The organism is Sellimonas sp. (assembly GCF_047234585.1).
Lineage (GTDB): Bacteria > Bacillota > Clostridia > Lachnospirales > Lachnospiraceae > Sellimonas > Sellimonas caecigallum.
Genome location: NZ_JBKSWG010000005.1, coordinates 80,978 through 105,567, shown reverse-complemented (window position 1 = coordinate 105,567; position 24,590 = coordinate 80,978). Strand labels below are relative to the sequence as shown.

General features: G+C 46.4%; 23 protein-coding genes. 3 read left to right on the top strand and 20 right to left on the bottom strand.

The annotated features are described in order from the left end of the window. Nucleotides 1-61: 61 nt before the first annotated feature. The 9 genes from ACLROL_RS03375 to ACLROL_RS03335 all read right to left on the bottom strand — a co-directional run bounded on the left by ACLROL_RS03375 (nucleotide 62) and on the right by ACLROL_RS03335 (nucleotide 11,106). Complete coding sequence (locus ACLROL_RS03375; RefSeq protein ID WP_413067327.1) at nucleotides 62-1,453, bottom strand: MATE family efflux transporter; 1,392 nt, start codon at nucleotides 1,451-1,453, stop codon at nucleotides 62-64. Nucleotides 1,454-1,488: 35 nt separating this feature from the next. Beyond that, a complete protein-coding gene (locus tag ACLROL_RS03370) occupies nucleotides 1,489-2,265 on the bottom strand; it encodes a type III pantothenate kinase (RefSeq protein WP_087203030.1) in 777 nt (258 codons plus the stop codon). After that, nucleotides 2,262-2,948 (bottom strand): ECF transporter S component, encoded by a 687-nt coding sequence (locus ACLROL_RS03365; RefSeq protein ID WP_087203029.1) that lies wholly within the window; start codon nucleotides 2,946-2,948, stop codon nucleotides 2,262-2,264. The genes ACLROL_RS03370 and ACLROL_RS03365 overlap by 4 nt, the downstream gene beginning before the upstream one ends. A gap of 57 nt (nucleotides 2,949-3,005) precedes the next feature. Next, nucleotides 3,006-4,202, bottom strand: coding sequence for a bifunctional phosphopantothenoylcysteine decarboxylase/phosphopantothenate--cysteine ligase CoaBC (gene coaBC, locus ACLROL_RS03360; protein WP_087203028.1), 1,197 nt, complete (start codon nucleotides 4,200-4,202; stop codon nucleotides 3,006-3,008). A 144-nt stretch (nucleotides 4,203-4,346) separates the two neighbouring features. Next, nucleotides 4,347-6,596, bottom strand: coding sequence for an alpha-galactosidase (locus tag ACLROL_RS03355; RefSeq protein ID WP_087203027.1), 2,250 nt, complete (start codon nucleotides 6,594-6,596; stop codon nucleotides 4,347-4,349). A 73-nt stretch (nucleotides 6,597-6,669) separates the two neighbouring features. Beyond that, a complete protein-coding gene (locus ACLROL_RS03350) occupies nucleotides 6,670-7,491 on the bottom strand; it encodes a carbohydrate ABC transporter permease (protein WP_087203026.1) in 822 nt (273 codons plus the stop codon). Further along, on the bottom strand, nucleotides 7,491-8,408 hold the full coding sequence (locus ACLROL_RS03345; RefSeq protein ID WP_087203025.1) for a carbohydrate ABC transporter permease: 918 nt from the start codon (nucleotides 8,406-8,408) through the stop codon (nucleotides 7,491-7,493). The genes ACLROL_RS03350 and ACLROL_RS03345 overlap by 1 nt, the downstream gene beginning before the upstream one ends. 78 nt (nucleotides 8,409-8,486) lie before the next feature. Further along, a complete protein-coding gene (locus ACLROL_RS03340; RefSeq protein ID WP_087203024.1) occupies nucleotides 8,487-9,350 on the bottom strand; it encodes an ABC transporter substrate-binding protein in 864 nt (287 codons plus the stop codon). 16 nt (nucleotides 9,351-9,366) lie between these two features. Further along, nucleotides 9,367-11,106 carry a glycoside hydrolase family 36 protein gene (locus ACLROL_RS03335; protein WP_413067326.1) on the bottom strand — a complete coding sequence of 580 codons (1,740 nt, stop codon included), beginning with the start codon at nucleotides 11,104-11,106 and terminating at the stop codon, nucleotides 9,367-9,369. 135 nt (nucleotides 11,107-11,241) lie between these two features. On the opposite strand from ACLROL_RS03335, the gene ACLROL_RS03330 reads away from it, so the two are divergent. After that, nucleotides 11,242-11,994, top strand: coding sequence for an AraC family transcriptional regulator (locus ACLROL_RS03330; RefSeq protein ID WP_413067325.1), 753 nt, complete (start codon nucleotides 11,242-11,244; stop codon nucleotides 11,992-11,994). Between the two features lie 265 nt (nucleotides 11,995-12,259). Here ACLROL_RS03330 and ACLROL_RS03325 read toward each other — a convergent pair whose 3' ends face one another. From ACLROL_RS03325 to ACLROL_RS03310, 4 genes are all read right to left on the bottom strand, one after another. Beyond that, nucleotides 12,260-14,257: an FtsX-like permease family protein gene (locus ACLROL_RS03325; RefSeq protein ID WP_413067324.1), complete on the bottom strand. Its 1,998-nt coding sequence runs from the start codon at nucleotides 14,255-14,257 to the stop codon at nucleotides 12,260-12,262. Next, nucleotides 14,250-15,017, bottom strand: a complete 768-nt coding sequence (locus tag ACLROL_RS03320; protein WP_087201794.1) for an ABC transporter ATP-binding protein — start codon at nucleotides 15,015-15,017, stop codon at nucleotides 14,250-14,252. The genes ACLROL_RS03325 and ACLROL_RS03320 overlap by 8 nt, the downstream gene beginning before the upstream one ends. A gap of 145 nt (nucleotides 15,018-15,162) precedes the next feature. Further along, a complete protein-coding gene (locus ACLROL_RS03315; RefSeq protein ID WP_087201792.1) occupies nucleotides 15,163-16,161 on the bottom strand; it encodes a sensor histidine kinase in 999 nt (332 codons plus the stop codon). Next, nucleotides 16,148-16,828, bottom strand: a complete 681-nt coding sequence (locus tag ACLROL_RS03310; protein WP_413067323.1) for a response regulator transcription factor — start codon at nucleotides 16,826-16,828, stop codon at nucleotides 16,148-16,150. Before ACLROL_RS03310 ends, ACLROL_RS03315 begins: the two co-directional genes overlap by 14 nt. A gap of 215 nt (nucleotides 16,829-17,043) precedes the next feature. Here ACLROL_RS03310 and ACLROL_RS03305 point away from each other — a divergent pair, with 215 nt between their 5' ends. Further along, on the top strand, nucleotides 17,044-17,616 hold the full coding sequence (locus ACLROL_RS03305; RefSeq protein WP_413067322.1) for a biotin transporter BioY: 573 nt from the start codon (nucleotides 17,044-17,046) through the stop codon (nucleotides 17,614-17,616). A gap of 40 nt (nucleotides 17,617-17,656) precedes the next feature. Here ACLROL_RS03305 and ACLROL_RS03300 read toward each other — a convergent pair whose 3' ends face one another. From ACLROL_RS03300 to proC, 5 genes are all read right to left on the bottom strand, one after another. After that, on the bottom strand, nucleotides 17,657-18,790 hold the full coding sequence (locus ACLROL_RS03300) for a 4-hydroxybutyrate dehydrogenase (protein ID WP_413067321.1): 1,134 nt from the start codon (nucleotides 18,788-18,790) through the stop codon (nucleotides 17,657-17,659). Nucleotides 18,791-18,805: 15 nt separating this feature from the next. Next, nucleotides 18,806-19,720, bottom strand: coding sequence for an NAD(P)/FAD-dependent oxidoreductase (locus ACLROL_RS03295; protein WP_318255628.1), 915 nt, complete (start codon nucleotides 19,718-19,720; stop codon nucleotides 18,806-18,808). A gap of 134 nt (nucleotides 19,721-19,854) precedes the next feature. Next, nucleotides 19,855-20,763, bottom strand: a complete 909-nt coding sequence (locus ACLROL_RS03290; protein WP_087209607.1) for a DMT family transporter — start codon at nucleotides 20,761-20,763, stop codon at nucleotides 19,855-19,857. Further along, a complete protein-coding gene (locus ACLROL_RS03285) occupies nucleotides 20,760-21,353 on the bottom strand; it encodes a TetR/AcrR family transcriptional regulator (RefSeq protein ID WP_087209610.1) in 594 nt (197 codons plus the stop codon). The genes ACLROL_RS03290 and ACLROL_RS03285 overlap by 4 nt, the downstream gene beginning before the upstream one ends. A gap of 117 nt (nucleotides 21,354-21,470) precedes the next feature. Beyond that, nucleotides 21,471-22,265 carry a pyrroline-5-carboxylate reductase gene (proC, locus tag ACLROL_RS03280; RefSeq protein ID WP_413067320.1) on the bottom strand — a complete coding sequence of 265 codons (795 nt, stop codon included), beginning with the start codon at nucleotides 22,263-22,265 and terminating at the stop codon, nucleotides 21,471-21,473. A gap of 221 nt (nucleotides 22,266-22,486) precedes the next feature. Here proC and ACLROL_RS03275 point away from each other — a divergent pair, with 221 nt between their 5' ends. Then, nucleotides 22,487-23,122, top strand: a complete 636-nt coding sequence (locus ACLROL_RS03275) for a GntR family transcriptional regulator (RefSeq protein ID WP_087201781.1) — start codon at nucleotides 22,487-22,489, stop codon at nucleotides 23,120-23,122. Here the strand turns inward: ACLROL_RS03275 and ACLROL_RS03270 are convergent. Then, nucleotides 23,088-24,026 carry a serine/threonine protein kinase gene (locus tag ACLROL_RS03270; protein ID WP_087209613.1) on the bottom strand — a complete coding sequence of 313 codons (939 nt, stop codon included), beginning with the start codon at nucleotides 24,024-24,026 and terminating at the stop codon, nucleotides 23,088-23,090. The two genes, ACLROL_RS03275 and ACLROL_RS03270, sit on opposite strands and share 35 nt — an antisense overlap. A 62-nt stretch (nucleotides 24,027-24,088) precedes the next feature. Continuing rightward, nucleotides 24,089-24,553: a MarR family winged helix-turn-helix transcriptional regulator gene (locus ACLROL_RS03265; RefSeq protein WP_246599095.1), complete on the bottom strand. Its 465-nt coding sequence runs from the start codon at nucleotides 24,551-24,553 to the stop codon at nucleotides 24,089-24,091. Between the last annotated feature and the right edge of the window lie 37 nt (nucleotides 24,554-24,590).

Genomic DNA, 24,590 nt, shown 5'->3' with positions numbered 1-24,590 from the left:
TCATACATTCATAATCATATCACAGAACGGGGTATAAGTCGATAAAGTTTTCCGTCAATCCCTATGCATCCGCGCTGTCCAAAAATATTTCCATTTTGCATTGTTTTCTCACAAAGTAGAAGCACACTGCCTGCATGAGAATCGTGATGATCCATGATCCCGGATAGGAAATAAACAAAAAGAACAACGATCTGTGGTGCGGGAAAAACAGATAGATCCACACGATCCTTGTGCCTACCGTTCCGATCACAGACAAGAGCATCGGCACAGCGGAATGTCCCATTCCGCGCAGGGCACCTGGAAACAGATCCATGATGCCGCAAAGGAAGTATGGTACTGTCGTGATAGACAATACCTCCACCCCGCAGTGGATTACTTCCGCATCTGCCGTGTATATCTTCAGAATCTGGGCTCCGAACACATAAGCGCCCACTCCCATGACTGCAGAGACGCCTACCGACAGGATCATGCAGTCTGCCAGCACCCGGTCCATGCGTTTTTGCTTCTTGACACTGTAATTCTGACTCGTAAAGCTCATGCATGCCTGTGTGACTGCATTGACTGCCGCATACAGAAATCCAATGATATTGTTGGCTGCTGTGTATCCTGCCATTGCCGTCGCTCCAAAGGAATTGACAGAAGACTGCAAAAGGGCATTGGAGAAATTGATGACTGTGCTCTGTATTCCGGCAGGAATCCCTACCTGAAAAATTCGTTTCAAATGCTCCTTTTTGATGGTAAGCTTGGAGAAACGAAGCTGATAATCTCCTTCTGAGCTATGGAGACAGCGAATTACAAGAATACAGGAGATCATCTGTGAGGTCACAGTTCCGATGGCCACGCCGGCCACGCCAAGAGGGATCACTATGACAAGCAGAAGATCCAGAACCACATTGGCACATCCTGCGGCAATCAGATAAAGCAATGGTCTCTTCGTGTCGCCCACCGCCCGCAGGATTGCCGCCCCATAATTATAAAGCATAAAAAACGGCATCCCCATAAAATAGATCCGCATATAAACTACCGACAAGTCTATGACATCGCCCGGTGTCCCCATCAAAGTGAGAGCCATCCGGGATGCGCCGACTCCGACAAAAGCCATCACTATCCCGCTGATCAAGGCAAGCGTGATGGCTGTATGTACAGCTTCCGACATTTCTTTTCCGCGTCCCGCCGCATGATAACGTGCTGCAAGGACATTTGCTCCAAGCGAAATTCCGATAAAAAGGTTGGTAAAGATATTGATCAGTGCAGTGGTCGATCCGACTGCCGCCAGAGCCCGGCTGCCGCTGAATCTTCCCACAACAATGATATCCACCGCATTAAACATCAGCTGGAGAATACTGGAAATCATCAGTGGGACAGAAAAAGAAATCAGTTTGTCCATGATCGATCCGTTGCACATGTCAATCTCGTATTTATTGTTTTTCAATGTCCGGCTCCCCCCTCTCATTTGTCATCTTTCTCTACATTGTCCGGACTGAAAGATCATCTCTTGTTTTTTCTGTTCTTCTCATAAAGGATGGAAAGACCTTTCAGCAGCAGATCATCATCCAGAATGATCTCCCGCTTACAGTGCGGTATAATCTTTTTCGCCAGTCCGCCTGTGGCGATGACGGTCAGATTTTCGCCCAGCTGTTCTTTCATCCGGTCGATGATGCCGTCGATAGCGGCAGCGCTGCTGTAAATAATTCCGCTTTTCATACACTCAATCGTATTTTTCCCGATGAGATGCTCCGGCGCTTCCAGACTGATACCGCTTAGCTGGGCCGCTTTTGATGTAAGAGAGTCCAGAGAAACCTGAATTCCCGGGTAGATCATCCCTCCCTGATAACGTTTCTCACTGTCGATGACGCTCACTGTCGTCGCCGTCCCCATGTCAAAGATGATCATGGGCGCCGGATATTCCGCTATTCCTGCTACCGCGTCCACAACAAGATCCCCTCCAAGGGATGCCGGATTGTCCATCCGGATATTGAGTCCGGTTTTTATGCCGGCTCCTACGATCATGACATCCAGTTTCAGGATCTTCTCGGCCGCAAGCTGAAAGGCTTTCGTGATCTGTGGAACGACGGATGCGATGATCCCTCCTTCCAGGTCTTCTCTGTGAATCCCGTAAATATCAAGAACGTTTTTGATATCGATCGCGTATTCCAGTTCCGTCTTTGTCCGGACGGTGGAAAGGCGCTCTATAAATACACACCGGCTGCCTTCCATGCAGCCGATGACGATGTTTGTGTTTCCTATGTCGATTGCTAAAATCATTTTGACACTCCTAATCTGGCTCTGATATTTTTCCTCATAAGAACTTTTCCGATGCAAAGGGTAAGAACCCCGGCCACAATGGCTTCCGGTACACCGTTGATCCCGATGACAGACAGGATAAAGCTGTATACGGCGGATTCAGCCACGTTGTTTGCTGCTGCATAGGCATCGCGGAAAAATACAAAAATAAGGTTCATCACAAGCAGTGTGTTGACAAGTGCGCCGCATACGCCTGCCGCAATAAGTCCGGCGGCCGACACGCCCGTCTTCTTTCTGCTTTTCTCAAACAGCCGGTACACATAATATGGGAGGATACCCACTAAAATCCGTGGGACAAAACAGATGATAAGGCTTCCGATACCTCCGCTTACCTCTCCCAGGCTGTAAAACGGCGTAAAAACAAACGATGTAACCGTCGGGTTCATCGTATTGTTGATCAGGCTTGTCAGACCGAAGATAGCGCCAAGTGCCGCTCCTTTTTTCGGTCCCAGAAGCAGAGATCCCAGTATCACGGGAATATGGATGATAGTTGCTCTCGTAAATCCAAGCGGAATATATCCGAGGAAAGGGGTAAACGCCATAATGACGATGATGGCGCCAAATAATGCCACCTGGATCATCCCCTGTACTTTTTTCATACTGCTTCTTGCTGCGCCTGCAGTTGTTGATGTTGTTTGATTCATATTTGCCTCCTTGTTATCATTCTCCTATGAGATACAATACGTCGGCACAGACATGTACTACTTCTGTCCGCACATCAAAATCCGGTCAAGGATCTGTACGGCTGCCTCCTCTTTTGACATTTTTTCGAGTGAGACTTCCTCATCCTTCGTAATGATCGTCACGACATTTGTATCGCCTGCAAACCCCGCACCTTCTACTTTCAGGTTATTTGCCACGATCATATCCAGATTTTTCTTTTCGAGTTTTTTTCTTGAATTCTCTATCATATTTTCTGTTTCCATGGAAAATCCGCACAGAAACTGTCCTTCTCTTTTGTTGTCGCCCAGATATTTCAAAATATCGTCGGTGCGCTCCATCGGAATGGACAAATCCCCTTCTTTCTTTTTGACTTTCTCATGGCTTACATATTTCGGCCGGTAATCTGCCACCGCCGCCGCCTTGATGATGATGTCCTGACGCGGCGCCTCGTCTTTTACCGCCTCAAACATTTCCTTGGCCGTGTGGACCGTGATCGCTTTTACAAACTCCGGCTTCGGTATGGCTGTCGGTCCGGTCACAAGCGTGACATCGGCTCCCCGTCTCATGCAGACTGTCGCCAGAGCATACCCCATCTTTCCGGTGGAATGGTTTGTAATATAACGTACCGGATCGATGGCTTCCTGTGTCGGCCCTGCCGTGACAAGCACACGTTTCCCAGCCATATCCTTCTCAAACTGGATCTCTCTCAGAATATACTCGAGGAGCAATTCCGGTTCCGGCATCTTTCCCTGGCCGGTATCTCCGCACGCCAGATATCCGCTGGCCGGATCTACCACCTCGTATCCGAATCTTCTGAGCTTTTCCAGATTATCCTGCACGATCGGATTTTCAAACATATTGGTATTCATCGCCGGGACGACAATCTTTTTGCACGGGCATGCCATGACCGTTGTCGTGAGCATATCGTCGGCGATTCCGCCTGCGATCTTTCCTATTACGTTGGCGCTGGCCGGTGCGACCATGACGATGTCCGCCTGTTTTGCCAGAGCCACGTGCTCCACACTGTACTGAAAATTCCGGTCAAATGTATCGATCAGGCATTTATTGCCGGTAAGAGTTTCAAATGTGATCGGATTGATAAAATTCGTCGCATTCTCTGTCATCAGTACGTGCACATCCGCCTCAAGCTTCTTAAGTGCACTTGCAAGTGACGCGATCTTGTATGCCGCGATACTTCCCGTCACTGCAAGGACTACCGTCTTTCCTTTCAGCATATAATCCCCCTTCCTGTCGCTTTTATAATCTCAAAGATCCGTTACTATTATAATTTCTGTCCCTGAAAAAAGCAAGCCATACATAAACGGCAGGGATGGCTTGCCGCCTTCTCCCTGCCGCCAGGCTGTTTTTCTCTTTTTTGCTTACCGGTCTTCCACTTTTTTTACATAAAATAGCCTGGAAAAGAAATCTCCCTGTTGTTCTCTTGCTATCCTGTCAACCCCTGCTGCGCAGTCTGATACGCTCAGACCCGCATACATCAGCTCATCGCCATAGTGTACTCCCAGGTCCATCCTTGCGCCAAAACATTCCCGCACTTCATATTGAGCCGTCTCTTCCAGTCCTTTGAGATAAATCCGCTCAAATTTTCCTTGTGCCGGCTGAAGCGTGCGAAAGTATGCCATCAGCGCCTCTCTCTTATCCGAAGAAATTACCTGCCATGCCGAGTTGTTTCCTTCAAACGGACTTTTCAGTCGATAAAATACCCCCTGCTGTATCATCTTACGGTGCTGTTTCATAAATCGGATCTGTTCTTTCATCATTTCCAGTTCCTCTTCCGGAAGTTTGCTGATATCCAGTTCGTACCCAAATGTTCCGAAATACGCCACGTTTCCTCTCATCTCCAGAGAAGTGTTTCGGAACACCTGATGATTCGGCGATGCCGACACATGGCTTCCCATGCTGCTGATGGGATACACGTAGGAAGTCCCGTATTGAATTTTGACACGTTCTACTGCGTCCGTATTGTCGGATGTCCATGCCTGGGGCGCGTAATAGAGCATTCCCGGATCAAATCTCGCCCCGCCACTTGCGCATGATTCAAAAAGGATATCCGGAAATTCCCGGATCAGCCGCTCATACAGACTGTAGACACCAAGTATATACTGATGGCGCACTTTCCCTTGCCAGTTTTTTCCTCTCCCGTTGGAAAACACTTCGGAAAATGCGCGGTTCATATCCCATTTCACATAGGAAACCGGCGCTTCCCCAAGCACTTTGCGCATTTGCCTGTATATGTAGTCCACCACTTCCTCTTTTGAGAAATCCAGCACATACTGGTTTCTGCTGTGGCAGTAAGTTCTCCTGATATCCGCCAAAAGCCAGTCCGGATGCGACCGGAACAGATCGCTGTCTTTGTTTGTCATCTCCGGTTCAAACCAAAGACCGAATTTCATTCCCAGCGCCTCGATCTTCTCGGCCAGACCTTTGATTCCGCCCGGAAGTTTTTTTAAATTCGGGTACCAATCCCCCAGCGAACAGTTGTCCCCATCTCTCTTTCCGAACCATCCGTCATCCAGAACAAAGAGTTCCACCCCGATCTGTTTTGCCTTTTCCGCAATCTGAAGGATTTTTTCTTCGTTGAAGTCAAAGTATGTGGCTTCCCAGTTGTTAATCAGGATTGGACGTTCTTTCTCCCTCCAGGTTCCCCGCGCAAGTCTCGTCCGGTAAAGTTCATGGAATACCTGGCTCATTGCGTTCATCCCTTTATCCGAGTAGACCATAACCATCTCCGGAGTCTGAAATTCTTCTCCCTTTCCAAGCTCCCACCGAAATTCATTCGGATGAATACCCATGACGACTCTCGTCACATCAAAATTATCTACTTCTACCTGAGCCAGGAAATCTCCGCTATACACAAGGCTGAACCCAAGCACTTCTCCGCTGGACTCATCCGCCTGTTTCCGTCTGAGCATCAGGAAGGGGTTGAACTGATGGCTGCTGCACCCTCTCATACTGTAAACACCTTGAATGCCGTAACCGAGTTCTCTTGTATGCGGATACCGCTCTCTGTTCCATGCCCCGGCCAGCTCTACCATCTCGTACTCTTTGTCCGGCAAATCCAGAGATCCGCTCATGCAGTTCAAAAGAGTGACTCCTTCTTCCAGGTCGCATTCAAACCGCGCGTGTCTTGTGATAACCGGGAATTTCCTGAAGATCGTATAAGACAAAATGATTTTTGTCCGGATCATCTCATCTTCCAGCACGACTTCCAGTGTATCTGCCTCATTCTCCTTTTCTACATAGACCGCCGGAAGTCCTTCAAGCTCTTTTTTCCCCGGAAAAATCCGATGTCCTTTATATGTAAAATTCACAACACGGCTTCCGTCCGCCTGCTCCAGTTCAAACGCCGGATATCTCGTATCCCCGGAACCATATGTGGGATATTCCTGCTTCAGATGTTCCAGAGAAAAATTGCTTCTTCCTTCCATGGGATACGGCGCCATGTCCCTCCTTGCATACTCGATCAGGTAACCAAACTCTTCCCTGTCCGTCAGATGCTTTCCATAATAGACATGACCTAACTGCCCATTCTCCAGGACTTTGATGATATAGCTGATCTTGTCGTTAAAAAGATGAAATTCTTTTGATTTCTCGTGAAATTGAATCGCCATTCTTGTTCTCCCTTGTCTGTTTCTTTTATCAGTAAAGGGAATCCATGCCCGGCAAAGATTCCCTTTTGTTTTGCTATTTGATTGCTCCGCCGGTTCCCTCAATGATATATTTCTGCGCAAACAGAAAGATCAGGATAGGTGGGATGATCATGATCACTGTAACGCAGAGCATCGGTACGATTTCCTGTGAAAATGCTCCCTTGAACTGTGCAAGTCCCAGGGCGAGCGTATATTTGTCTCTCTCCTGCAGGAAAATCAACGGTCCGAGATAGTCGTTCCATGCTGACAGCATATTCAGAACTCCGATCAGTATCAATGCCGGTTTCATAATCGGCACATAAATCTTATAGAAAATCTGGAAGGAACTTGCGCCGTCGATTCTTGCCGCTTCTTCAAAATCCTTTGGCACTCCCATGAGGAACTGCCGCATGAGGAAGATATAGTAGGCAGAACCAAACCAGGAAGGAACGATCAGCGGTTTCAGTGTGTTCAGCCATCCAAATACATTGAATTCCATGTACTGCGGGATCATCGTAACGTCCCACGGAATCATCATCGTAGATAAAAGGATCATAAAAAGGATGTTCTTGCCCTTAAACTGGAATCTTGCAAAGCCATATGCTACCAATGACGCGGACACCATGGATCCAAGAGCGGAAAGCACGGTTACTGTCACCGAATTTTTCAGAAATGTTCCAAATGGCTGTGCGTTCCACGCATCGGTAAAATTCTGCCAGTTCCACTCTTTTGGGAAAAGTTTCGGCGGATATGCGATCGCTTCCGCTTCTGTCTTAAATGTAGAGAAAAACATGTAAATAAAAGGGAACAAAAAGTAGATCGCGACCAGCGTCATCAGTATATAAAGTACTGCTTTTGACCGTTTTGACATTCTCATTACTTCTTCCTCCTTTTCTTTTTCTTCGTATCTCCCATCTCATTTTCATAGAATACCCACATGGAGGACGATTTGAACACGATTGCCGTCAGACAGAGGATGATGAGAAACATAACCCATGCGTTGGCAGCGGCATATCCCAGTTTGTGATGGCGGAATGCATTTTCGTATGTCATAAGCCCATAGAAATAGGTGGATCGCATCGGCCCTCCGGATGTCAGCAGCATGACAAGCGTAACCTGCTGGAAGGAACTGATGATCGATGTGATCAGGTTGAACAGAAGTGTCGGCGTGATGATCGGCAGCGTAATGCTGAAGAACTGTCTTGCCGGGCCTGCGCCGTCCAGCGAGGCCGCCTCATATACATCCACAGGGATACTTTTGATATTCGTGTAGAAAATAAGCATCATTGTTCCAACACCGAATGCGCTGACAAGAACCACCGCCAAAATCGCCCAAGTCGGGCTGACAAGCCATTTCGGCCCTTTGATGCCCATAAGGGACAGCAGATAGTTCAGCACACCGTAATCACTGTTCAGCACCCAGCTCCATATAACGGACGTTGCAACTCCTGATATGACAGCCGGAATGTAAAAAATCGTTCTGTAAATTTTTACACCTTTCAGAGGCTGGCTGATCAGCATTGCCAGAAAAAGCGCAATACAGATATTCAGCGGAACAAAAATAGCAGCATATTTGACGCTGATGATAAGCGACTTCACAACCTGTTTATCTTTTGTGAACATCTCTATGTAATTTCCAAGCCCGACAAAAATCCGCTCTCCTACGACCGGCCAGTCAAAAAGGCTGATGACCATGGAGAAAATCAGCGGTCCCAATGTGAAAACGAGAAATCCAATGATCCACGGTAAGATGAACAGGTACGGAATGACCTTTTTCATTTTATTTTTTTTCATGTGACCGTACTCCTTACTTGCAAAGGGAGCTTTCCGCCCCCTTTATCAAATTCCATACTTTTCTTGTTTTTACCTGCACTATTGATGTACCGCTACAACTTCCTCATCAAACTGTTTCATCGGCCATGTTCCGTCCACATACATTGCTGTCTTTCCGCCGAGCATCTCTGTCTGTCCTGCTTCTTCGGATGCATACGCAATCCCGTCTTTTTCCATATCCTGGAACATCTGGAATACTTCCACAGCCTCTTTGCTGTTCATATTGCCGTCCATTTTTCCGTCTTCGTCCACAAATGCAGTTCCATTGCTCCACAAATACATCTCAAACGTATACGGAAGCGTTCCCATCTCAAATGTAAATCCGTTGACGTTCTCCACTTTGGATTCAATCTCTTTGGAAGCCTTCGCCACATCTTCCCATGTCCAGTCATCTGTCGGGTATGCTACGCCAGCCTGGTCAAAAATGTCCTTGTTGTAGTACAGGCAGGAGGTAACAACACTGACCGGAACCCCGTAAATCTGTCCGTCTTTTGAGTTATACGGCCAGAGAGCTTCGAAAAAGTTGTTCTTATAGTCTTCTCCTTCCGCTTCGATCCGCTCATCCAATGGTTCCAGGCTGTCTCCATATGTCGGATAATCCCACATATACATTACATCCGGAGCATCTCCGGCTCCCATGCTGGCCGTAAGTTTCGTATCGAAATCTCCTCCCCATCCTTCCAGGGTAACTTCGATCTTATCCTGGCTTTCATTGAACTTATCTACACATTCCTGCTGATCATCCAGTGTATCCGCACTGTCCCATGTAGCAAAACGGATATGTACTTTTCCGTCCTTGGACTCTCCCCCGTCTTCCTCGCCGGATCCGCATCCTGCAAGCAGTGACACGGACATGGCTGTTGCAAGCGCTGCCGCCAATAATCTTCTCATTCTCTTTTTCATGATGATCCTCCTTATTTTATTTTTCTTCTTGCTTTCTGATTTCAATCTGACCTGACATGGTGCAGTCCAGGCTCTGGATGCCGGACAATACCCGACTCTCTTCCTTTACCACCTGTCCGCAGCAGTCCGTCTGAATGATCTTTACAACATTTTTTCCCTCTGCCTTCACATAAATCTCGTTTGCCTGCGTTCCGTTGACGATGATCGTACGCTCTTTCCGTATATCCAGCCTGACTATGCGGTCTGCTGAATACAAGGCAATGATTTTCTCTTTTTCATTTTCCACACTGACTTCCGGGTACAGATTCTGCGGTTCTTTCGCGCACACCGGGGCGTCTTGAAGCAATCCTCTATGTTCCCTCATAAACCCCATGTAATGCCTTACCATCTTCTTCATCCTGTCGCCCATTTCATCTATCTTGACTGAAAACTGCATGGTTGCAAAAAGCGACTCTATAATCTGAAGCGCCGCTGTTTCCGGCGTCTCATTTTTATTCCACACAATCGGATCGCTGTGTACTGCCGTCCGTCCGCTCAAAAGCCTGAGATCGATACTGTACACCCTGTTTGACAATCCGGATTCCGGGCAGTCCGTAACCCTGAGCATATTTCCGTATCTTCGGATACTCGGCCCGATGTAGCGCTGTCGGAATTCGATCAGAATATCTTCCCTGATGATTCTCAATTCCTCTATCGTCTCGCTCAAAAGCTTGTCCAGCGCAATCTGAAGACACACACAATCCATGTTTTCATTCGGAGACGGCGTCGTCTTTCTCTCGTAGAATTCGTCGATAAAATCCAGTTTCAGCCCGTCAAGTCCCCACTCACTGACTGCTTTCACGTAGATATTTTTGAGATACGTCCGAACTTCCGGATATCGGATATCCAGAATTCCCGTCTGCTGTTCTTCATCCACACCGATGAGCTTATCGTGAAAAAGTTTCCACATCTGCGATTTCATCCCTACATAAGGAACACTGAACCAGAGCAGGTATTTCATCCCCATCTGATGGACGCGCTCCACGTGGGCACGCATATCTTTGATCTTCTTCTCTGCCACTTTCCAATCTCCGCAGAAGGCATATCCTCGATTCGTGTCGTCCGTCTGCCATCCGTCATCCACAATGACTGTCCGGAAACCAAGTTCTTTTGCCCGCCCGCATTCTTTCTCGATTTCTGTCTCACAGATGTCCTGATGATAGGAGTACCAGAAAGAGTACATGGGGTCCCTGGCGTCTTCCGGGACTTCTAAGGGCTTCAATCCGCACTCGTTTTCCCACCAAAGTCCAGCCTCTCTGATGGACTGTTCGTATCTGACATCTCTGTAGTCTTCCAGAATATCTGCTTCGTACGTATCCCCCTCTGTCTCTCCGACGTAAATATCCACTTTGCACTTCATAGTCCCCTCTTCTTCATGGACGCCCAGATTCATATTTACCGGCTTCAGCGTCTCAGAGACGGCAACCGTGGCCCTGTTTTTTCCACCGGCGCTGAAAAGCGTCTGTATCGGAGCGGATACCGCGCTCATGGACTGTTCTCCGTGCGCCCAGTCAGCCTTTAGCGCCCTGTCGAATCTGCATGCCGGATGCCATTTCCCGGCGATATCTACGATAGGAAAATCCCATTCCGCTGTGATCACAATCTCTTTTGCACCCGCAGGAATGTGATTCAAACGGATATTCTCCACTTTTCTTCCATCCGACAGAACCCGGGATAGCGTCTTTATTTCTGTGTCGATATTACACTGAATTTTCATTGTGTCCTCCTTGATGTGTCTGCTTTTCAAAGCTGCCTTTCATTTTGGAAATCTTTCACAGGATATTGACTTTATTGTCTGAATCTTGTTATCTTTATATCATATAAGCATTCATGTAAAACAGAGGAGGTTGTGATGATGGAAACCAATATCCTGTATGATGTCGTCGGATTTCAGTGTCTGGACCAGATTGATCATCATATCTATCATCTCAGGAAAGGGCAGATCTTTCTGATTCCGCCGAATACGACGTCCCGATACTACGCCGACGGCCAGGATCCATGGACCTACGCCTTTATCAGTTTTCAGGGGAATAAATCCGCCCAGTATATGGAGCAGGCCGGGTTTGCCCATTCCCCATATGTACGCGACTGTGCAGCCGATCCGGAAGAGTACGCCGCCATTGTCCGCGAAATGCTGAAAACCCATCAGCTTACTATCACGAATGAACTCAAACGTGTCAGCCTCCTGTTTTCTCTCTTTTCCATGCTGACATCCTCTTACCATGTCTCGGATTCGTCATATATACAGAAGCATCACGACTATCTCCCTGAGACATATTTTGAGCATGCCCTGCAGTACATTCATTTCAACTACAGCAAAAGCATACACATACAGGATATCGCAGACTACATTGGAATTACCCGTTCTTATCTGTTTTACATTTTTAACAAAAAGCTTCAGATGTCTCCTCAAAAATATCTTTTGAATTACCGGATGGAAAAAGCAAAAACCCTGCTTTCCTCCACGGATACTTTCATAAAAGACATCGCCCGTCATGTAGGGTATGAAGATTCCCTTGCGTTTTCAAAAATGTTCCGCAATGCGGCCGGATGTTCTCCGTCCGATTACCGGAAACAAAAAACCGGCTTTTCTGAAAACAAGTAGTTTCTTTCTACGCTCCTAATTATACAATTGGTCATTCCCCCTATGAATGGAAGAATGACCAATTTTTATGTCCTAATGTCAAATTTTTGAGCATTTCAACATATTTTCATCGATATCTTCACTTTTTTTACAGCACTTTGTATCCCCTGACCAGATAACTTTCCTTCATGTTAGCTGAAAACTCAAAGGAAAATCGAGGTTACAGACAGCCAAAAACCATGAAGTTCAAAATTGAACTCCATGGTTCTTTCATACTGTTTTCCGGTTATCTTGTTACCAGTCGGTAATATGTCCTGGATGTCAAGCTGTAGATGACAAAATAGACACACCCGAAGACAAGCACTGTCACAACTGTGCAGACAGCAAAAAGATCACGATTGACCAGATTCATGACTCTAAGCAGCCTGCAAAGCGCCGGGAATGCCACTGCCATGTGAATGGCTGCCAGAATAAGCGGCAGGAAAAACACCTGAAGGATCTGCTTTCGTATGGCCTTTTTGACTTCCTCCCGACTCATGCCTACTTTTTGCATGATGTGAAAACGCTCTCTGTCATCGTACCCTTCTGTGATCTGCTTATAGTATATGATAAGACATACCGCTGTCACAAAAAGAATGGATAAAAAAATTCCTATAAAGAAGATAGATCCGTACTGTTCATAGTAGTCCGTCCGGGCTGTATCTATCGAATCCACTGTCAGAAGACGTGGGACATCCTCCACAAGATGGTTTCTCAGTCCTTCGAAAAACATGTTCTTGGCGTCTGATGCTCCTTTTAAATCAAAGTAATACTCATACTGCACCGTTCGATATCCTGTAGTGGAATCCGCATACTGCGTATTATACATATCCCGGATCTCCATGACAATATCCAAGTCTTTCATCACTGCCACGACAAGATTGTCTGTCAAATACATCACTTCATTCCATGTTTCCGGGTTTTCCACCGTCTTTTTGATCTCCCATGTACGATCCTCAAGCTTCAGCTTATCCCCAAGCTGTATCTTTCCTTTTGTAAAGACTGCAGTTTCATCTTCTTCCAGAGACAGGTCGGCCCCCATCATACGATTATAGTCATCCTGCGTAAGAGCAAGGAAAAGAAAAAGATCCTCCTCCTTGCCAAGTGCTTCATCAGACAGTCTCAGCTTTCCGTCGTCATATACGGCGCCCAGCCAACACTGGGCGTATCCTCTTGCATTTACAATCTCCACCCCCGTCTCGTGGGCTCTTTTATCCAGAGATCGAAGAAGGGTATCCGGCGTCTGGGTCACGTCATCCATAATGTAACTTGTCTTATATTCTCTCGGAAAGCGAATTCTTAAAATGTCTTCTTCCCCCAGGTACATGCTCATGCTGGAAGAGATCGCCACAATGACTGCTGTGGACAAAATGCAGATCGTGGCAAGTCCAGCCGCATTTTGTTTCATCCGATAGATCATTCCAGATATCGTGATAAAATTTCCCGGCTTGTAATAAATCCGTTCCCGTTTTTTCATCCATTTCAGAAAGGCAATGCTTCCGGAAAGGAACAGAAGATACGTGGCCGCGATGACAAGGAGAACCGCCGGCAGGAAAGCATTGATGGTTTCGTACGGACCGTTTGCCAAAAGCGCAAGACCATACCCGAATGCAAGGGCGGCAACTCCAAGTACAGCCAGAGCAATCTTTGCTTTTGGTTCACGTTCTCCTTCTCTTGCTCCTTTCATCATATCTGCCGGATTCATCTTCCAGACTGAGATGCTGTTATAGCAAAACAATATGAAATAGATGACAACGAACGTCCCGCATGTGGACAGTACCGAATCGAGAGGCACTGTAAATTCCAGCGTCGATGGTATGTGTATGATCTTCAGGAAAAGCAAAAACACAAGCTGGCTCAAAAGAGCTCCTGAGAAAATACCAAAGAACAGCCCCTTCCCCGCTGTAACCGCCACTTCCCAAAACATCATGGCAATGAGGTGCCGTTTCTCAAGCCCAAGTATTCCATAAAGTCCGATTTCTTTTTTCCGCTGTTTCAACACAAAGCTGTTGACATAGACAAGGATCAGAAAAGTCATGAATACCGCTACCACCGCGCAAAATCCAAGCATCATGTCGGTGTCGGACCCTTTGACCGTACCTGCTTTTTGCATCATGCTGCGTATACTTTTCAAGATATAATACATAGCGATGACGAGCGCGTTGGCCAGCATATACGGAAAATAAATCGTCTTGTTCTGGCGGATGTTCGTCATAGCCAGTCTCAGATACATGATTTTAAACATCTCGTTTTCCTCCCGAAGCCAACACTGTGAGTGTGTCCGATATCTTCCGGTACATTTCTTCGTGACTAAGGCTTCCCCTGTATAGCTCATGGTACACGGCTCCATCCTTTATAAAAAGCACACGGCCTGCATGGCTCGCCGCTTTTGTACTGTGAGTAACCATGAGAATCGTCTGGCCAGCTGTGTTTACTTTCTCGAACAAACCTAGAAGCTGATCTGATGCTCTGGAATCCAGCGCCCCTGTAGGTTCATCTGCCAGTATCATCTTTGGTTTCGTGATCAGTGCTCTTGCAATGGCCGCCCTTTGTTTCTGTCCACCCGACACTTCATATGGAAATTTGTCCAAAATGTCTGTTATCCGAAGCAGCTTTACAAGAGGCTCGATCCTGCGTTTCATAACTTCTGTCTTTTCCCCCGCCAGAACAAGAGGCAGATAAATATTGTCCCTCAAAGACAGCGTATCCAGGAGATTAAAATCCTGAAAGACAAATCCCAGATTTTCTCTCCGATAAGCTGCCAGATTCCGTTCCGGGATCGAACGGAACGAAAGTCCATTCAGGATGATATCCCCCGCTGTCGGCTTGTCAAAGGATGCCAGAAGATTCAAAAGCGTCGTCTTTCCTGATCCGGACTCCCCCATGATCGCCACATATTCTCCTTCTTCTATCGAGAAATTGACATCTATGAGGGCTTCCGTCTGATTGCCTCCAAACCGGTTTGTATAAATTTTTTTCAAATGCTTTACTTCAAGCAGTGCCATCTGTTTGCCTCCTCTCGATCGTATCCCGATCCTTTTGACTATACTATACAAAAAAAAGAAAGCATCTGCCATCGATTCGGCTTACACTTTCTTTTTCCAAACTTACATCCATGTAAGGTAGGGAATGTTATGACTTCGTTTCCATCTATTCTGCACAGACTGCTTCCTTGCGCGTATCAATTACCACTTTCGTCCCTTTTCCCACCTGTGATTCCACTGATATTCGATGTCCTAAAAGATCGCATGTCCGTTTTACAAGGGAGAGCCCGATCCCGGTGGAACGCTTATCCAGCCTTCCGTTGTACCCAGTATATCCCCACTCAAAGATTCGCGGAAGATCCTCCAAAAGGATGCCGATCCCGGTGTCTTCTACGACCACAACGCCCGGTTCTTTGGCATAAACTGTGACACTTCCCTTCTTTGTATATTTTACCGCATTTGTAAAGATCTGTTCTAAAATGAATACAAACCATTTCTCATCCGTAAGTATATCACAGTCCAGGCCATCTCCCATCACGAAGGCAAGCTTCTTCTGGATAAAGAAAGAAGCGGTACGGACAGCCGCCTGCTTGACAAGGCTTTCCGCCAAAAAGTGATCAAATCGCAGGTCTTTCCCTTCCTTCCCAAGCTTCTGGTAATTGAGCGCCATCTCGATATACTGCTCTGTCTTGACCAGTTCCTGCCGCATAGCTTCCTGGTCAGCTGACGGCTCCTGTACGAGCAGACGCATGACTGAAAGCGGCGTCTTGATCTGATGGCTCCACCGTGTATAATAGAGATCTGCTTCCGCTTTTTCCTTTCGGATCTTTTCTTCTGCTTCCGCTTTTTCTCTCATCGTACGCCTGTAGAGTTCCTGATAAAACTGTTCAGCCTGGGTATCCCATTTTGGCAGACTGTCTATCTCTCGATATTTTTCTTCAAGAATCCCGGAAAGCTGCCTGCACTTCTTCTTCCATCTTCGAAAACCAACAATCCAGGCCGCTGCAAAAAGCGCTGTCGTCAAAACTGATGTATATACGAGGGGTCCATCCGGAAGATCATACAGGAAATAGACTGCCGCCATGATGAACAGGAAGGCAGCAAAAATCATCTCTTCCCCCTTCTTTTCCCATGCAAAAAGAAGGAGCTCGTTATTCTTCCACATAGTACCCTATCCCTTTCTTCGTCAGAATATAGCCACACAGCCCGATATCCTCCAGCTTCTTTCTGAGCCGCGTCACATTGACTGTGAGCGTATTGTCGTCGATGAAGCTCTCCGTCTCCCAGAGTCTCTGGATGAGCTGCCCTCTCTCCACGATCTTTCCCGCATTCTCCATCAGCACCTGCATGATCCGGAACTCATTTTTGCTGAGTTCCAGTTTCTCAGTCCCGTGAGAAAGCACTGCCGAAGACAAGTTCAGCGTAACTCCTTTGTGAGCAAGCACATCTGGTCTGGTATTCGCAAAGGCGTATGTTCTCCGCAAAACCGCCTGGATTTTTGCCACAAGCACGTCCATTTTAAAAGGCTTTGCCACGAAATCGTCCGCCCCCATATTGATGGCCATGACAAGATTCATATCGTCCCCGGCGGAAGAAAGAAAGACGACCGGTACATTGCTGATCTTTCGTATCTCAGTACACCAATAATATCCGTTGTAAAATGGAAGGGAAATATCCAGGAGTACAAGGTGCGGATCCGTCTTCCGGAATGTGTCCATGACTTGCGCAAAATCATCTGCCGCCTCAACAAGATATCCCCACTTTGTAAGATTTCGCTTCAGGATTTCCACAATTGTTTCATCGTCCTCAACAAGAAGTATCTTATATTTCAACGTTGTTACCTCCCATCTTTTATAAACATATCCCTATTATACTGTTTGTTTTCAAAAATGTCAGCCTCCTGTTTGCAGACCTTCCCTCTTTCAATTGTAAACCTTTATCATTTTTAAGTTGACAATCAATATGCATATATACTATACTTCCTTTGTACACTGATATTTCGGAAATTCCATCACAAATACATTCCGACAGAAAAGGAGACTTTGCTATGAATTCACAGATTACTACAACTTCTTCCCATACAAAACAGCTTGTCACAATGGCTCTGATGACAGCTGTGCTCTGCATTTTGGCGCCGCTTTCTATCCCGATCCCGGTCAGTCCGGTGCCCATCAGTCTTACAAATCTTGTCCTCTATATCGGCATCTACATACTGGGGACACACCGCCTTCTTGGCAGTTACATCGTCTATCTCCTTCTTGGTATCTGCGGGCTTCCTGTCTTTTCCGGTTTCTCGGGCGGACTTGGAAAGCTGGCAGGTCCTACCGGCGGATATCTGGCTGGATTTCTCTTTCTTATTTTGATCTCCGGCTTCTTTATGAGCCGGTCCGAAGGACGTTTTCGTCTTGCCCTCCAGGCCTTTGGACTCATTCTCGGCTCCGCGGCAATGTATCTTTTCGGCACAATGTGGCTTTGCTTTCAGATGCATCTCTCCTTCGTGGACGGCCTTTTTGTCGGTGTGATCCCGTATCTTCCAGGAGATACGGTAAAGATCGTCCTGGCTTTGATCGTCGGACCTCTGCTCCAGAAACGACTTGCACGTTTTCTCATACAGCAATAAAAAAATCCTGCTGTCCGGCAGGATTTTTCTATTGATACCGCTAATAAAGGCTTCGGTAAATGTCCTCCATCTGTTCTTTTGTAAACCAGATATAGCTTTGGCCTAACAGCCGTTTCTGGCTTTCCTGCACACTCACTGAAAAACTGCGGATCTCTTCTTCTTTCATCCCGTACTCCCGGAGTGGTTTGCGCGGGATGATGCCGGACAGCAGCTCTTCCAGCTTTTTAAACACATCCTCTTCCCTGCATCCCAGCACGTTTCCAAGCATTTTTGTGAGCTGTCTGATCTTTCCGTTCGGCCTGCATGTCTGATATGTTTGAAACACTGCCGTCAGAAACTGGTAGTTGGCCTCTCCGTGCGTCACATGGTATGTGCCGGAAAGAGGATAAGACATGGCATGGACTGCACCTGTACCGGCGTTGGCAAAAGCGATCCCCGCAAGGTTGCTCGCCGTCAAAAACTCATCCAGCATTTCCATTCTAGCCTCTTTTCCTTCCGCCGTCATGCGCAGGAATCCCCGGATCAACAGATCGATGGCTTTCTCGCTGAACATTTCCGTGTACAGATTTGCCTTCGGGGAGACATATGATTCCATGGCATGAATCAGCGCATCGATCGCGCTTGTGGCAAAGAAAAAATACGGAAGCTCCCGCAAAAGTTCCGGTATGAGGACAGCCTTATCCGGAAAAAGAGCTGAATCTGCCAGGCCAAGTTTCGTGTGAAGGCTTGTGGCTTCCATGATCGAGACACTGGATACCTCCGATCCCGCCCCACATGTAGCCGGAACCGCGATCAACGGATATTTTTTTGTGATCTCAACCTCTTTTTTAAATATGGAGACAGCATCTGCTGTCTGCGGAATGCCCGTGACAAGGATCTTGGCCATATCGATGATCGCGCCTCCTCCTACTGCGATGATCCTTTTGCAGCCGCTCTTTTCAAAATCCGCCCTCAGCTTTTCTATCATCACATCGGTAGGTTCTCCGCTTCCATATTCATCTTTAAAATGCACACAGGCTTTTGGCTCATATTCTTTAAAATACCTGTCAAAAACAGATCTGCTGCAGAGCAGAAAATCTTCTTTTGTCATAGATGATTCCATGACAAATTCTTCCGCTGTCTCATATTTTACAATTTTTGTCGTCTCCCTGAATAATTCCATCTGTTTTCCCATTTCCTTTCCTGTTTTCTACAGGCTCCTTACATAGGCTGCGGCATTAATGGCGGCAATGGCTCCGTCTGAGACGGCCGTGGCCGCCTGCCTTACCTGCTTGACACAGATATCGCCCGCTGCGTAGACACCTGGGATTCCTGTATTCTGCTTTTCGTCCGTTACAAGATATCCGTCCTGCTTTGCCAATTCCGGATACAATTCCGTGTTCGGGACAGATCCTGCATAGATAAAAACCCCGCATCCTTCCGCATGTATGATCTCCTGCTCTTTTGTGTGCTCATCTGTCAGCACAAGCGTATCTGCCGCTTCCTTTCCACGTATCTCCGTGAGGCGGCTGTGAAGTCTTACTTCGATGTTCTTTGTCTTTTCCACTTTGGATGTAAATTCCGGTATAGCTCCAAGCTGATCTTCGAAATGGATGATCGTAAGCTTTCTCGCGTACTTAGCCAGGAAAAGTGCTTCCTTGATGGCACCGTCCGCTCCTCCTACCACGAACAGATCTTTTCCTTCGTAGCGCGCCGCGTCTCTTGACGCATTGAGTCCTGTCCCTTTTCCAAAGAACGTCTCCTCCCCTGGTATCCCGAGTTTTCGCGCTTTTGTTCCGGCTGCAATGATGACCGCCTTTGCCTCATATACAGACTGTTCTGTCGTGATCCTCTTGACAGGTTCTTTGAGTTCGGCCTTTATCACTTTTTCCATCACGATCTCCACACCAGCCTGTTCCGCCTGCTTTCTGAGTCGGTCTGCAAATGTACTTCCTGTCTCTCCTTCAAAAATTCCCGCATAATGAGTTACTGTGGAAACACTTCCCAGAAGTCCTCCAACTGCTTTTTCTTCCAAAACGATCGTGCGAAGTCCTCTGCTGGCTGCGTAGACAGCGCTGCTGATTCCCGCCGGTCCTGCTCCGATAATACAAATATCATACATCATTCATTCCTCCATCTGATTCTGTCCTTCATGCTTTCCTTCAGCATACCATAAATTTGTCATAAGAAAAAATGATATATTTTTATTATCCCATAAAATATTTTTATGTTTTTCTGCGATGTCCAGAACTGTCTTTACTATTTTTTCCGTGGTTCCACAGAAAGCATGAGAACGGCTGCCAAAATAAAGACAAATCCAATAAAATCCATCGCCGTAAACGCCGCATGCATCATCAGCACAGTGGCAATGGTAGCTGTGACCGGCTCCACGGATGCAAACAGGCTGGCTTTTGCTGCCCCTATGATCCGTACTCCTTCCATATAGAAAGAAAATGACAGCACCGTTCCCACTACCACAACAACCGCCATGGCTCCAATGGCCTGTCCGTCCCACGTACCGACAACATGCCATGGTTTTGTGAATGCGGAAAGGAAAATCCCTCCAAGCAGCATCCCCCATCCGATCACACAGAATGTTCCATATTCTTTCATAAGTCTTCCCGGAATCAGATTGTACGCTGCCATCATGACTGCAGACCCTAGTCCCCAGAAAAGCGCTTCCCTGGAAATGGCCAGAGAATGTACGTTCCCGTGTGTGGCAAGCATGAAGGTGCCGAAAAGTGCACATGCAAGGGCAAGTATCTCTAAAAGCCGCGGCACTCTCCTGTTCCACACCGCCAGACAGACCATGATGATGACCGGCGCCGTATACTGAAGTACTGTCGCTGTCCCGGCATTGGAAAGCTCTACCGCTGTGTAATATGTAAGCTGACACCCTGCCATACCAAAAATCGCAAACAAAATCAGCACCCCGACATCCTTCTTGTTCTTCCAGATCCTCCACATATCTTTCTTCTGCTTGGCCAGCACCGTGGAAAGCAGGAGAAGTCCCGCCAACAAAAGCCGCACGCTTACGAGCCATCTGGCGTTCGTCCCTTTGAACTCAAAAAGATACTGGCCGAAAACCCCAGCCAGTCCCCAGAATATTCCTCCTATGAGGGCGATGCACATCCCGCGCAGCGCCTCTCTTCTCTCCATGTGATTCATGAGTCTCTTTTCTCCTTAAAGCGGTTCATCATGACAGGCATGTACTCTTTGCTGTATTCTGCCAGAGAATAGCTTCCTCTGTTCAGACACCAGTCTGTCACAAGCGCCCTCTCACACAGAGAATAGTATTTAACCAACTCCGAGACGGATTTGCTGTCGTTGATCTCCCCTGCTTTTTGTCCTTCCTCAATGATGGAGGCGACAAGCTTATAGTATTCTCTGTTCTGATCCAGAAGGCTTCTGTCCCCCTTGGAAATCAGCTGCGTCGAGTAAAGAGACGCCAGAAGATCCACCTTGATGGAATTTTCCATAAAAGAATGCGCCTTATAATTCAAAAACATCAGCTGTTCGAAATGATCCATCTCCGGGCTCAATTCTTCCCGAAGGATTTTGTAATGCTCGTCCAGCACAGTGGAAAGGGTATTTAAAAGAGCATCCTTTCCGTCAAAATAATAGTAAAACGAACCTTTTGATGTATTGGAAAGCCGGATAATATCATCCACTGTCGTATCATCATACCCCTTTTCGTAAAACAGATCCCACGCAGCCGATACGATCCGGTCTTTTACACTTTTCCTTGAATCATCCATTGTCTGATCCACTCCCTTCCATAGTTTATATCGCAAAAATCAAGAAAGACCCAGTTGTACCGATGACAACTGAGCCTTTTCTTCCCTCAATCACGTACTGTTTCCAGTATACCTTTTTTACATTCTTTTTGCAATATCTGCGCATGCTTTCATCGCTTCGATCACAGAGCTTCTGAAGCCTGTTCTTTCGAGAACGCGCACTGCTTCGATGGTTGTTCCTGCCGGGGAGCATACCATATCTTTGAGTTCTCCCGGATGTTTTCCTGTTTCCAGTACCATCTTTGCGCTTCCGAGAACTGCCTGAGCAGCGAATTTGTAAGCCTGCGGTCTTGGCATACCGTCTGCCACTGCAGCGTCTGCCATCGCTTCGATGAAAAGGAATACGTAAGCCGGGGAGCTTCCGCTTACAGATACGACCGCATCCATCAGTCTTTCCGGAATCACTTCCACTTTTCCGAAGCTTTCAAGAATGCTGCAAGCATATTTGATCTCTTCTTCTGTCATATTTTCATTCGGGCATGCAGCTGTCATCCCTTCCATGACCATAGCCGGTGTGTTCGGCATCGTACGCACGATCTTTACTTCTTTTCCGAATTTTTCTTTCAGCCAAGCAAGTGTCTTGCCCGGTGCGATCGTGATGATGATCTGGCTGTCTTTTACTTTATCTTTGATCTCTGTGATCACAGATTCATAAAACTGCGGCTTTACAGCAAGTATGATGACTTCTGAATTTTCCACTACTTCCATGTTGCTGTCTGTAATCTGGATTCCATATGTCTCTCTTGCTCTCTCTCTTGTCGGCGCAAATACGTCAGCTCCGATGATCTCTTCCGGTTTCATCAGTTCTTTTTTGATAATTCCGCCCATGATGGCGCTTGCCATGTTTCCGCATCCGATAAATCCTAATTTCATATGAATACGCTCCTTTTTTGTGTGCTCTTTTTTGTATACATTCAAACAACTTGTATACAATTACCTTCTTAAACATATCACTCCTGAAGCCAAATGTCAATCATTCTAAATCAATTTTTTTAATTTTTTTCTTCCGTTTTTCCTTGTATTTTCGTTTTATTTTGTATACAATATCATACAAGATCCTATTTTTGATATTTGTATCCGAAAGGAGAACACCAATGGCCGAAAAAATCTCTCTGGCCGATCAGGCTTACGAAAAGATCAAACATAACATTCTGACACTTTCCTATCCGCCAGGCATGCAGCTTACCGAAGCCATGCTTACTGAAGAGCTGAATATGAGCCGCAATCCTGTCCGGACAGCACTTAAGATGCTCCACTCGGAAGGACTCATCACGCGCGATTACTATCGCTCCATGATCGTGGCCGAGATCACAGACAAGGATATCAACGAAATCTACCAGCTCAGGGAACTTCTGGAAGGATCTGCCTTCCGCATGATCTTCGAAACCGGGAGGGCGGAAGAATTCTCCTACCGTATCGAGGAGAAAGTTGTCCGCATGTGCGCAGCCTCCGACGATATCTTCCAGTGGGAGCTTGCCGATACCAAGATGCACATGGAGATCGTGAGCATTTTCGAAAACGACCGCATAAACCGGATCTATGAAAATAACCTCAACGAAGTCATTCGCATGGGGCTCTATTCCGTAAAAAATGGCCTTCATATCGAGAAGGCCAATGAAAATCTCAAAAAAATGATCCGCTATATGCGAAAAAACAACTATGAAAAAGCGTATGACATCCTGAAGGGCGACCATTTCATGATCGGGAAAAGCAGTGCGCTGAAAAAATAGACACCAATGCTTCCTTCCATGCCATATAAAATTCATGTATCGAAGAATACCGTTCGGATCGTTTCTTCGAAACAGCTTTTGACACAACCTCATAACTTTTTTTATTTAACTCCCATTTTGAGAGCGGACAAGGCATGAAGGCACTCTTTTCATACATCTGCCGTATCTCCTGATCTGTATAATGACCAAAAAAACTGTTAAAAAGCACTGCTCCCAGTGTATATACATTGGTTGCTTCATCGATCACAGCTCCGTAACAATATTCTTCCGGTGCCTTGACCCTTTTGGTTCCCCAGTAGTTTTTCCCCATGTCATTTGCAGCAGGTTTTTTTCGAAACAGATCGATGTCACAAATGGTGGTAGTATCACTTTCAAAATCATACATGATACTGCCATCATAGAAGTCTACCGCGACATATCCTTTTTTTGAGACCGCGTCCAAAAAAGAAAATAATACATCGGCAGAGTTCAGCCGCTTCGTAATAGGCAATTGTTTGAAACGCTTGGCAGGCGGTATGATTTCCGGATCTCTGTCATATTTTTCAAAATTCCAGTGATCAAACAGACATTCTCCCTCGACCCACTTAAATATAGCCAGATACATATCCCCGAAAGCATAATGTCTGACAAGATCGATCAGATTCTTATGTCTGATGTTCTCGTATACCGGCATCGCCGCTTTCAGCGCAGTTACCGCCTCTTCTTTTGTCTGCGTGGATTCCATCGTACTTAAACCAGCCACCTTGATAAAAAACTTTTCCTTGCCGTTGTCAACTCCAAAACTGATATTTCCAGAATCATTTTGATCATAAACGGCAAACACTTTTCCAAATTCACGAAGCCACGAAACATCACATGCTTCTTTTAAATGAAATTCAATATCATCGAATTTATAACCTACCACTGTTTCCCTCCATATTAAACGTTCCTTCTTTCCTTTATTTGCTTCTTGCTATGGACACTGTATCACAAAATCGCATTTAAATACTTCTTCAGCGCATCACGATATTTTTGCGTGAGCAGTAAATATTGCTCTTGCTCTTCAGCTGTCCACTCATTCCAAATTTTGTTTTCAATTTCGTATAATGGATAGATCTTCTCAGATGCAAATTGCTTTCCTTTTTCAGTCAGGCAAACAATCGTGTTCCGTCCTTTTCCCTGCTCAAGATAGACGATTCCGTCCTTTTCCAATTTGCGGATCGCAGAATTTATTGTCTGTCGGCTTATGCCGGTCAACTTACTAATGTCACTTTGCAGACACCGATCCCCTTTTTCACAAATTACATACAAAATATTTTGAACGCTGTCTGAAACGCCCATCTTTACGGCGGCCTCGTGGTACAGAGCATTGATCTCTCCGGCCAAATAGGTGTATTTCTCCGACGTTAAGTAATGCATAGATTTATCTCCCTCTTGTCCGTTTTCGTGCATGTTTATTATATCCGTTTTCGGACATATATCAATAGAG